The sequence below is a fragment of the Aeromonas piscicola genome (assembly GCF_000820005.1).
In the GTDB taxonomy this organism is placed as follows: Bacteria; Pseudomonadota; Gammaproteobacteria; order Enterobacterales; family Aeromonadaceae; genus Aeromonas; species Aeromonas piscicola.
In genome coordinates this window covers 213811-225101 of record NZ_CDBL01000007.1, presented here as the reverse complement: position 1 = coordinate 225101, position 11291 = coordinate 213811, and the positions used below count along the sequence as shown (strand labels likewise).

Genomic DNA, 11291 nt, shown 5'->3' with positions numbered 1-11291 from the left:
CTTTCCCCTAAATTACGCCCCGTTCCAGCGCAGCGAACGCAGTGTTGGCCAAACACGTTAAACCTTGGTCAAAAATTTGGTGAGGTGTCCGAGTGGCTGAAGGAGCACGCCTGGAAAGTGTGTATACGGCAACGTATCGAGGGTTCGAATCCCTCCCTCACCGCCAAATTAAAAAGAACCGACCTGATGGTCGGTTTTTTGCTTTCTGGCCTGCGCCATCGGCTCTCGATAGGCTAATGCTCTCACCCTCCTCCCGAAAAACACAGGCATTATCCTAGGGATATTCTCCCTATCAGGCGCCCTTGCCCACCCAGTATGAGCATGCCTGGTTTCTCGCCCAGTCCAGACAGGTGTTCCGCCCCGCGCCGTAAAATATTTTCCCGCCGGACCCGGCTCTGATTTATTGTTCACCGATTGGATATCATTTTGAAAAACTGATACTTAAATAGCTACACTAGCCATTATCAATATCCAGGGACGTACAAAAAATGAGCTTGATTGGCCTTCTTTTTGCAATAATCTGTATCCTTGGCGGTAACATCATCGAGGGGGGCCATCCCAGTGCCCTGCTCGATCTGCCAGCCTTCCTCATAGTGATAGGCGGTACGATTGGTGCCGCACTGACCCAGTTTCCCTTCTCCGTCGTCGGTAAAACCTTCAAGCGCTTCAAGTGGCTGCTTGCCCCCCCCAAGCTCGACATGCTGGAGCAGGCGCAGTTGCTGGAGACACTGGCCGGCAACGCCAGACGCAGCGGCATGCTGGCCCTGGAGGGCATGATCGATGAGATCAAGGATCCCTTCCTGCAAAAAGGGGTACAGATGATGGTCGATGGCTACGAGAAGACCAAGATCCACGAGGTGTTGGAGAACGAGATCGAGTTCGAGCATGAGGATCTCGAGCAGACAGTCAAATTCTATGAGGCCATGGGTGGCTACTGCCCTACCATGGGGATAGTAGGTGCGGTATTTGGCCTGATCCACGCCATGGGCCTGCTGGATGCCCCTGACAAACTGGGTGGTGCCATCGCGGTGGCCTTCATCGCCACCATCTACGGGGTGGGTGCCGCTAACCTGATCTTTCTTCCCTTCGGTAACCGTTATAAGGGGTTTGCCCATGATATCCGCCACTACAAGGAGATGACCTTGACCGGCATCCTCTGCATCGTGGATGGCGAGTCACAAGCCCGGTTACAAGTTACCCTCGAACCTTATCTGGGAGGCCATGGTGGCCAAAAAGAAAAAGCCTGAAGCGCCGGAGAACCACGAACGCTGGCTGGTTTCCTATGCCGACTTCATGACCCTGCTGTTCGCCCTGTTCGTGGTGCTCTACTCCTTTGCCATGGCCAAACAGTCCGAGACCCGGGTGCTGATCCAGGGCTTCATCGAGTCGCTGGGTAAAATCGGCCTTATCTCTCCACCGGCCGGTTCCCCTGTGATGCAGGGCGGTACCGGGATCCTGGAGCCGGAATCCAGAACGGCACCCAGCAGCCCGGATAAAGAAACCGTGCTGGAAAAAGAGGCACCGGCTGCGGCGGCAGATCCCTTCAACGAAACCATAGGGGCCTCGGAGAAACCGAGTGCCACCGAGGCCTGGCCGCACAAGACCAAGGAACAGGAGTGGGTACAGGTCACCAAGAAGAAACTCGAGCAGCAACTCAAGGCACAGATTGAATCCAAGGATCTGGAGGTGGAGCAGCTTGGCAGCCAACTGGTGATCCGCATCGGCGAGAAGGCGCTGTTCCCGGCCGATTCGGCCTTCCTGCAGCCCCAGTTCATCCCGCTGGTCAACAAGATCTCCGGCATACTGGCAGACATCCCGGGCAAGGTGGTGGTGACAGGCCACACGGACAACTCACAGGCGCCGATAGAGCTCTATCGCAGCAACTGGGAACTGTCTGTGCTGCGCTCGGCCTCCATCGTCCATACCCTGCTCACCAACCCCAAGCTGGACGCAACCAGGGTCATAGCTCAGGGGGTGGCCGATGCCCAGCCCCGCTATGCCAACGACACGCCGGAGCATCGACAGGCCAACCGCCGGGTCGAGATCACCCTCTCTCAGGGCAAGGCCGCCGAAGAGGCGCTCCCCATCCTAAAACCCTGATCAGCAAACCCCGCCCAGCGGGGTTTTCTTTGCATCTCATCACAGCCGTTCTCATCCCACTCATCCGACCAGAACCCCCTATTTTCCCCGCATGCCACGCTTGTACAGGCCCCTGTGGCATACCGTTTTCCGAGTCTATTCGCACCATTGAAAATGATTCTCAAATGAGAAAATTGACCTTGCTAGCAAAATACGATTTTTCTCCCCATGATTAATAATTAATCCTTTGAAATGACATGTAAATCAGTATGGAAGTGGCATAATGCGTAACACCCTTGTTAAGTCACATGATTAATTCGGTTAGGGAAAACCTATATGTTTGCTGATATTGCTGTCCAGCATTGGGCTTTTGCTATCTATGTCGTTGCAGCCATTTGCCTGTGCCTGATCATGATAGGTCTGGCCGCCTTGCTGGGAGGCCGTGCCTACGGTCGAGCCAAAAACAAGCCCTTCGAATCGGGCATAGATTCGGTTGGCAATGCCCGTCTGCGTTTCTCCGCCAAGTTCTACCTGGTCGCCATGTTCTTCGTCATCTTCGACGTCGAGGCACTCTATCTGTTTGCCTGGTCCGTCTCCGTTCGGGAGAGTGGCTGGGTCGGCTTTATCGAAGCCGCCATCTTTATCACCCTGCTGCTGGTAGGTCTTATCTACCTGTGGCGCATCGGCGCCCTCGACTGGGCACCAAAGAAACGCGTTCTGACTGACAAGAAGCCAGACTGAATTACCGATATTCCCTTTGAGGTTGCACCATGAAGTACACCCTGACCCGGATTGACCCAGATGCGCCGGTTGAGCGCTACCCTCAGGAACAGCGCCAGACAGTCGATGATCCGCTGGCGCAACAGGCTGAACGCGGCATCATGATGGGGCGTCTCGAGGAGGTGTTGCAAGACACCGTAAACTGGGGTCGCAAGAATTCCCTCTGGCCCTACAACTTCGGCATCTCCTGCTGCTATGTGGAGATGTGTACCGCATTCACCTCCCCCCATGACGTAGCCCGCTTCGGCGCCGAGGTTATTCGAGCCTCGCCGCGTCAGGCAGATTTCATGGTGATAGCAGGGACGCCTTTCATCAAGATGGCGCCTGTCATCCAGCGCCTGTACGAACAGTTGCTCGAACCCAAGTGGGTCATTTCCATGGGCGCCTGCGCCAACTCGGGCGGCATGTATGACATCTACTCAGTGGTACAGGGCGTGGACAAGTTCCTGCCGGTCGATGTCTACATTCCTGGCTGCCCGCCCCGTCCCGAGGCCTTCCTGCAGGCCCTGATGCTGCTGCAGGACTCCATCGGCAAGGAACGCCGCCCCCTCTCCTGGGTGGTGGGCGATCAGGGGATCTACCGTCCCCAGATGCAGGCCGAGAAGGAACGCAAGCGCGGCGAGCGGATCAACGTTACCAACCTGCGCACGCCGGATGAGATCTGATCATGAAACTGACTCGAGAATTCCCCAGTAACTACACCATGGCCCAGTGGCAACCGAGCGATCACCAGGATGCCCAGGTGGTCGGCGAGCTGTTTGCCCACTTTGGCGCCGAGCGCTTCACCGTTCAGACCACCCGCACCGGCGTGCCCGTGATCTGGCTCTCCCGCGAGCTGCTGCTGGACGTCATCGGCTTCTTGCGCAAGCTCCCCTCCCCGTTCGTGATGCTGTTTGATCTCAGCGCCACCGACGAGCGGATGCGCAGCCATCGCGACGGCCTGCCCGAGAGCGACTTCACCGTCTTCTATCACCTCATCTCCATCGACCGCAACGCCGATGTGATGCTGAAGGTGCCGCTTAAAGAGAGCGACCTGAGCCTGCCAACCATCAGCCGCCACTTCCCCAACGCCAACTGGTACGAGCGGGAAGTGTGGGATCTGATGGGCATCAACTTCGATGGTCACCCCCATCTGACCCGCATCATGATGCCCAAAAGCTGGCAGGGTCACCCGCTGCGCAAGGACTATCCGGCGCGCGCCACCGAGTTCGATCCCTTCATGCTCGATGCGGTCAAACAGGATCAGGAGCAGGACAACCTGCTGTTCAAACCCGAAGAGTGGGGCATGAACCGGGGCAACGAGAACGAGGACTACATGTTCTTGAACTTGGGCCCCAACCACCCCTCCGCCCACGGCGCCTTCCGGCTGGTGCTGCAGCTCGATGGCGAGGAGATCCGCGACTGCGTGCCCGACATCGGCTATCACCACCGCGGTGCCGAGAAGATGGGTGAGCGTCAATCCTGGCACAGCTACATCCCCTATACCGACCGGGTCGAGTACCTGGGTGGCGTCATGAACAACCTGCCTTATGTGCTGGCGGTCGAGAAGCTGGCGGGCATCAAGGTGCCAAACCGGGTCGACGTGATCCGGGTGATGCTGGCTGAGCTGTTCCGCATCCAGAGCCACCTGCTGTTCCTCGGGACCTATATCCAGGACGTGGGTGCCATGACCCCCGTCTTCTTCACCTTCACCGACAGGCAGAAGATCTACACCATCATCGAAGCCATCACGGGCGCGCGCATGCACCCGGCCTGGTTCCGTATCGGCGGCGTGGCGCACGATCTGCCGGTGGGCTGGGCTCGTCTCATCCAGGATAACCTGCTGAACTGGCTGCCCAAGCGGCTGATGGATTACGAGAAGGCCGCCATGCGCAACAGCATCTTGCGCGGCCGCACCATAGGCGTCGCTCCCTATACCACAGAGCAGGCATTGGCGTGGGGCATCACGGGGGGTGGTCTGCGAGCCACCGGCCTCAACTTCGACGTGCGCAAATGGCGCCCCTATTCCGGCTACGATCAGTTCGAGTTCGAGGTGCCGGTCGGTGCCAACGGTGATGTTTACGATCGCGGCATGATGCGCCTCGAAGAGATGCGCCAGAGCCTGCGCATCATAGAGCAGTGTGTGAAGAACATGCCGGAGGGGCCATTCAAGGCGGATCACCCGCTCACCACGCCGCCGCCCAAAGATCGCACCCTGCAAGACATAGAGACCCTGATCACCCACTTCCTGCAAGTGTCCTGGGGCCCGGTGATGCCGGCCGCCGAATCCTTCCAGATGATAGAGGCGACCAAGGGGATCAACAGTTATTACCTGACCAGCGATGGCTCCACCATGAGCTACCGGACCCGGATCCGCACCCCGAGCTTTGCTCACCTGCAACAGATCCCCTCGGTGATCCGGGGCAGCATGGTGTCGGATCTCATCGCCTACCTGGGCAGTATCGATTTCGTTATGTCGGATGTGGATCGTTGAGTAACTGCTGTTACTAAACAACCGTTACGCGACAAAAAGGACAAGCCACAAAAGGTTAAGCCATGAGCCAGCAATGTCAGTGCCAAAACAATCAGACCCCGGAGGGGCAAAGTGAGTGCCAGGGCAAGGGGGACGGCTTCGTCCTGAGCCAGGCCGAACGCGATGCCATCCGGCATGAGATACACCACTACGAAGATCCCCGCGCCGCCAGCATAGAAGCACTCAAGATAGTGCAGCAGGCCCGCGGCTGGGTACCGGACGGTGCCATCCATGCCATCGCTGCCGAACTCGGCATTCCCGCCAGCGACGTGGAAGGGGTTGCAACTTTCTACAGCCAGATCTTCCGCCAGCCGGTCGGACGTCACATCATCCGGGTCTGTGACAGCATGGTCTGTTACATCAACGGCCACGAAGGGCTGCTGGCCGGCCTAAAGGAAGTGATGGATCTGGCCCCCGGCCAGACCAGCGCCGACGGCCGCTTCACCCTGCTGCCCGTCTGCTGCCTCGGCAACTGTGACAAGGGGCCGGCGCTGATGATCGACGACGACACCTATGGCGGGCTCGATGCCATCAGCCTGCTCAAGACCCTGGAGGCCTACCCATGAGTCTTCACGAGGGCAATCTGCCCATGCGCCATGAACGGTACAAGACCCCGGAGGCCAACCTATGTCCATGAGCCCACGGCCGACCACGCCTCTCGCCTCCATCGGCACGGCCAACCTGATCGCGCGCGCCCCCGAGACCCATCCGCTCACCTGGCGGCTGCGTGACGACGGCCAGCCTGTCTGGCTGGATGAATACCAGAGCAAGCAGGGCTATGACGCGGCCCGCAAAGCCCTCGGCCAGATGAGCCCGGATGAGATAGTCGGCACCGTCAAGGATGCCGGCCTCAAGGGACGCGGTGGCGCTGGCTTCTCCACCGGCGTGAAATGGGGTCTGATGCCCAAAGACGAGAGCATGAACATACGTTACCTGCTCTGCAACGCCGACGAGATGGAGCCGAATACCTACAAGGATCGGCTGCTGATGGAGCAACTGCCCCACCTGCTGATCGAGGGGATGATCATCTCCGCCAAGGCCCTCAAGGCCTATCGCGGCTACATCTTCCTGCGTGGCGAGTACGTGGATGCCGCCATCAACCTGCGCCGCGCGGTGGAAGAGGCCAAGGCCGCCGGCCTGCTTGGCAAGAACATCCTGGGCTCGGGCTTTGACTTCGAGCTGTTCGTCCACACGGGCGCCGGTCGTTACATCTGCGGCGAAGAGACGGCGCTCATCAACTCCCTGGAAGGGCGCCGCGCCAACCCGCGCGCCAAACCCCCCTTCCCTGCCGTCTCCGGCGTCTGGGGCAAGCCTACCTGCGTCAACAACGTCGAGACCCTGTGCAACGTGCCCGCCATCATAGGCAACGGGGTTGCCTGGTATCAGGGGCTGGCGCTGCCGGGCTCCGAAGATCACGGCACCAAGCTGATGGGCTTCTCCGGCAAGGTGAACAACCCTGGGGTCTGGGAGCTTCCGTTTGGCATCACGGCCCGTGAGCTGTTCGAGCAGTACGCCGGTGGCATGAAGCCCGGCTACCGCCTCAAGGCATGGCAACCGGGCGGGGCCGGTACCGGCTTCCTGCTGCCCGAGCATCTGGATGCCCAGATGTATGCCGGCGGCATCGGCAAGGTCGGCACCCGCATGGGCACCGGCCTCGCCATGGCGGTGGATGACAGCATCAACATGGTGGGGCTCTTGCGCAACATGGAAGAGTTCTTCGCCCGCGAATCCTGTGGCTGGTGCACTCCCTGTCGCGACGGCCTGCCCTGGAGCGTCAAGCTGCTGCGGGCGCTGGAGCGGGGCGAGGGTCAGCAAGGGGATCTGGCGACCCTGGAGCAACTGTGCAACTTCCTGGGGCCCGGCAAGACCTTCTGTGCCCACGCCCCTGGTGCCGTCGAGCCGCTTGGCAGCGCTCTCAAGTATTTCCGCGCTGAATTCGAGGCCGGGATCAAGGGACCGCAGGATAATCACAAGCTGCTCAAAGGGATCCAGCCCAATCTGCTGGGTGAACGCTGGTAAGACGAGGATCGCAGGGCCGATGGGCGAAGCCTGATCGGCCGTCTCATGCAAAACCGGTGCAAACCAGAGTTCACGAATGTTTGATGACGCCATTGTCTGATTACGCCTGCCGGCTAATCCAATCTGCGCGTTTTATCTAATTGATGTCAGGGAAGTTGTATGGCCACCATTTTTGTAGACGGTAAAGAGTACGAGGTAGACGGGGCAGACAACCTGCTGCAAGCCTGTCTCTCCTTAGGGCTGGACGTCCCCTATTTTTGCTGGCATCCGGCGCTGGGTAGCGTCGGCGCCTGCCGCCAGTGTGCGGTCAAGCAGTATCAGAATGCCGACGACAAGCGCGGCCGCCTGGTCATGTCCTGCATGACCCCCTCTACCGATGGCACCTATATCTCCATCGAAGACGAAGAGGCGAAAGAGTTTCGCAAGTGCGTGGTGGAGTGGCAGATGACCAACCACCCCCACGATTGCCCGGTATGTGAGGAGGGTGGCGCCTGCCACCTGCAGGACATGACGGTGATGACGGGCCACAACAGCCGTCGCTACCGCTTCACCAAGCGCACCCACCAGAATCAGGAACTGGGGCCCTTCATCAATCACGAGATGAACCGCTGCATCGCCTGTTATCGCTGCGTGCGTTACTACAAGGACTACGCCGGCGGCGAGGATCTGGGTGTCTATGGCGCCCACGACAACGTCTATTTCGGCCGGGTCGAAGATGGCACCCTGGAGAGCGAGTTCTCCGGCAACCTGGTGGAGGTCTGCCCCACCGGCGTCTTCACCGACAAGACCCACTCCGAGCGTTACAACCGCAAGTGGGACATGCAGTTTGCCCCCAGCATCTGCCAGCAGTGCTCGGTCGGTTGCAACATCAGCCCAGGCGAGCGCTACGGCGAGCTGCGCCGTATCGAGAACCGCTTCCACGGTGGCCTCAACCACTACTTCCTGTGCGATCGCGGCCGCTTTGGCTATGGCTACGTCAATCTGGCGGATCGCCCGCGTCAGCCATTGCTGCGTGATGGCAACGACAAGCTGGCCATCACGGTGGACGGCGCCCTGAACCGTGCCGCCGACGCCCTGCGCACCGCGGCCGGCGTCATCGGCATCGGCTCTCCCCGCGCCTCGCTGGAGAGCAACTTCGCCCTGCGCGAGCTGGTGGGTGCCGACAACTTCTATTGCGGCGTCGAGCAGAGCGAGTGGGCGTGTCTGCAAAAGATGTTGCACATACTGCAACACGGCGGCATTCGCACGCCGAGCCTGCGGGACATGGAAGAGGCCGACGCAATTCTGGTGCTGGGTGAAGATGTCACTATGAGCGCCGCCCGCATCGCCCTGGCGCTGCGCCAGTCGGTCAAGGGCAAGGCGCGCGAAATCGCCCGCAAGATGAAGGTGGACTTGTGGCAGGTCGCCGCGGTGCAGACCCTGGGCCAGAATGAGCGCTACCCGCTGCTCATCACCAGCCTGGACAGCACCCGCCTCGACGACGTGGCGGCAGAAAAACTGCACGCCCCCCACGCGGATCAGGCCCGCCTCGGCTTTGCCATCGCCCATCTGCTCGACAGCTCGGCGCCGGCCCTGTCTGATCTTGGCCAAGAGCAGCAGGCGCAAGCCGCTCGCTGGGCCGACCTGCTTGTCAACGCCAAGAAGCCGCTCATCATCGCAGGCTCGGGAGCCCGCACCCCGGCACTGATCGACGCCGCCAGCAATATCGCCCGCGCCCTCAAGGGCCGTGGTCAGGACGTCAGCCTGGCACTGGTGGCGCAAGAGGCCAACAGTCTGGGTCTGGCCATGCTGGATGCAGGCAAGTCGGCAGGCAAATCGCTGGAAGCGGCCCTTGAGCGTATCGAAGCCCAGGATAACCTGGCGCTGGTAACCCTGGAGAATGATCTCTATCGCCGTGCCCCGCGCAATCGGGTCGATGCGGCCATCGCCCGCCTGCAACACTTGCTGGTGGTTGATCATCAGGATACCCAGACAGCCCAGAAGGCCGATCTGGTGCTGCCTGCCGCCAGCTTTGCCGAGGCCGATGGCACTCTCGTCAATATGGAGGGCCGTGCCCAGCGCTACTTCCAGGTCTATGCACCGGCCTTCTACAACGCCGACATCCAGATCCGGGAAGGGTGGCGCTGGCTTGCAGCGCTGCAAGGGGCGCTCGATCACCAGCCCCTGCGCTGGCAGAACCTTGACGAGATCAGCCGCGCCTGCGCCGCCTCGACGCCGCTGCTCGCCCCCATGCTGGAAGCCTCGCCCAACGCAGGGCTGCGGATCCGTGGCATGAAGCTGGCCCGTGAGCCGCACCGCTACAGCGGCCGCACCTCCATGCTGGCGGATCAGAACGTCAGCGAGCCGAGAGTGGCCCAGGATCCGGATTCCCCCTTCAACTTCTCCATGGAAGGCTATGCCGGTGCCCGTCAGCCGATGCAGCAGGTGCCGTTTGCCTGGGCGCCGGGCTGGAACTCGCCATCGGCCTGGAACAAGTTCCAGGACGAGGTGGGCGGCAAGCTGCGCGCCGGTGATCCCGGTCGCCGTCTGCTGGAACCGGGTGAAGACAATCTCGGCTGGTTTGATGCCATACCTGCCCCCTTCGTGGCCCAGGAAGCCCTGCAGGTGGTCAACTATGACCAGCTGTTTGGCGGCGAGGAACTCTCCGCTCGCAGCCCCGTCATCCAGGCCCGCATGAATGAGCCCGAGCTGGTGCTGAACCCGGCCGATGCGGCTCGCCTTGCCCTCAACGCGGGCAATCAGGTGAGCTTCTCCTGGGGTGGCAACCACTGGCGCCTCAAGCTGCGGCTGAGCGATGCCCTGGCACAGGGTCTGCTGGGTCTGCCGCTCGGGGTGAACGGTCTGCCGACCGCACTGCAACAGGCCTACATCAACAACCTGCAGGAGGCGATCGCATGAGTGATTCCCTGATGGATCTGCTGATTGACGTCGGCAAGGCGCTGATCGTGCTGGTGGGGATCGTGGGGGCAGGTGCCTTCATGAGCTTCATCGAACGTCGCCTGCTGGCGCTGTGGCAGGATCGCTACGGCCCCAACCGGGTGGGCCCGTTCGGCCTGCTGCAGCTGGCGGCCGACATGGTCAAGATGTTCTTCAAGGAGGACTGGATCCCGCCGTTCGCGGATCGCCGGATCTTCATCCTGGCCCCCATCATCGCCTTCACCGCCTTTATTCTGGCGTTTGCCGTGGTACCGCTCACCCCCACCTGGGGCGTGGCGGATCTCAACGTGGGCCTGCTCTACATACTGGCCATCGCGGGACTGGCGGTCTATGCCGTGCTGTTCGCAGGCTGGTCAAGCAACAACAAGTACTCATTGCTCGGCAGCTTGCGCGCCTCGGCTCAGACCCTCTCCTATGAGGTGTTCCTGGGGCTCTCCCTGATGGGGATAGTGATCCAGACCGGCAGCTTCAACCTGAGAGACATAGTCGAGGCTCAGGAGGGCTTGTGGAACGTGGTGCCCCAGATCCTGGGCTTCATCACCTTCCTGTTTGCCGGCGTCGCCGTCACCCACCGCCACCCGTTTGACCAGCCGGAGGCCGAGCAGGAGCTCGCCGACGGCTATCACATCGAGTATGCGGGCATGAAATGGGGTCTGTTCTTCGTGGGCGAGTACATCGGCATAGTGCTGATCTCCTCCCTCATAGTGACCCTGTTCTTCGGTGGCTGGCACGGTCCCTGGTTGCCGCCCTTCATCTGGTTTGCCCTGAAGACCGCCTGCTTCATGGTGTTCTTCATCCTGCTGCGGGCCTCTCTGCCCCGTCCGCGCTTTGACCAGGTGATGTCCTTTGGCTGGAAAGTCTGCCTGCCGCTGACCCTGATCAACATGCTGATCACGGGTGCCGTGGTGCTGATGAGTGCGCAGTGAGGCCGGAATGGATATGAACATTGTGATGCCGTTTGGCT

9 protein-coding genes and 1 tRNA gene are annotated in these 11291 nt (G+C 60.7%); all 10 read left to right on the top strand.

All coding sequences use genetic code 11. From position 1 onward, the window contains the following. The first annotated feature begins 78 nt into the window (after positions 1 to 78). The 10 genes from BN1128_RS01920 (at position 79) to nuoH (ending at position 11253) form a co-directional block, all read left to right on the top strand. Positions 79 to 166, top strand: a tRNA-Ser gene (locus BN1128_RS01920). Positions 167 to 488: 322 nt separating this feature from the next. After that, the gene (locus BN1128_RS01915; protein ID WP_042865895.1) at positions 489 to 1247 is read left to right on the top strand and encodes a flagellar motor protein; all 759 of its coding nucleotides are present in this window, start codon (positions 489 to 491) and stop codon (positions 1245 to 1247) included. Further along, positions 1222 to 2100 carry a flagellar motor protein MotB gene (locus BN1128_RS01910; protein WP_042865894.1) on the top strand — a complete coding sequence of 293 codons (879 nt, stop codon included), beginning with the start codon at positions 1222 to 1224 and terminating at the stop codon, positions 2098 to 2100. The genes BN1128_RS01915 and BN1128_RS01910 overlap by 26 nt, the downstream gene beginning before the upstream one ends. Positions 2101 to 2415: 315 nt before the next feature. Continuing rightward, the gene (locus BN1128_RS01905) at positions 2416 to 2820 is read left to right on the top strand and encodes an NADH-quinone oxidoreductase subunit A (protein ID WP_042865893.1); all 405 of its coding nucleotides are present in this window, start codon (positions 2416 to 2418) and stop codon (positions 2818 to 2820) included. Positions 2821 to 2849: 29 nt separating this feature from the next. Further along, positions 2850 to 3524, top strand: coding sequence for a NuoB/complex I 20 kDa subunit family protein (locus BN1128_RS01900; RefSeq protein ID WP_042034369.1), 675 nt, complete (start codon positions 2850 to 2852; stop codon positions 3522 to 3524). A 2-nt stretch (positions 3525 to 3526) separates the two neighbouring features. After that, on the top strand, positions 3527 to 5332 hold the full coding sequence (nuoC, locus tag BN1128_RS01895; protein WP_042865892.1) for an NADH-quinone oxidoreductase subunit C/D: 1806 nt from the start codon (positions 3527 to 3529) through the stop codon (positions 5330 to 5332). Positions 5333 to 5394: 62 nt separating this feature from the next. Further along, positions 5395 to 5937: an NADH-quinone oxidoreductase subunit NuoE gene (nuoE, locus tag BN1128_RS01890; RefSeq protein WP_082030320.1), complete on the top strand. Its 543-nt coding sequence runs from the start codon at positions 5395 to 5397 to the stop codon at positions 5935 to 5937. 67 nt (positions 5938 to 6004) lie between these two features. After that, entirely contained in the window at positions 6005 to 7390 is a 1386-nt protein-coding gene (gene nuoF, locus BN1128_RS01885; protein ID WP_042865909.1) for an NADH-quinone oxidoreductase subunit NuoF, read from the top strand. A gap of 159 nt (positions 7391 to 7549) precedes the next feature. Next, complete coding sequence (nuoG, locus tag BN1128_RS01880) at positions 7550 to 10288, top strand: NADH-quinone oxidoreductase subunit NuoG (RefSeq protein ID WP_042865891.1); 2739 nt, start codon at positions 7550 to 7552, stop codon at positions 10286 to 10288. Further along, positions 10285 to 11253: an NADH-quinone oxidoreductase subunit NuoH gene (gene nuoH / locus BN1128_RS01875; RefSeq protein ID WP_042865890.1), complete on the top strand. Its 969-nt coding sequence runs from the start codon at positions 10285 to 10287 to the stop codon at positions 11251 to 11253. The genes nuoG and nuoH overlap by 4 nt, the downstream gene beginning before the upstream one ends. Positions 11254 to 11291 lie beyond the last annotated feature (38 nt).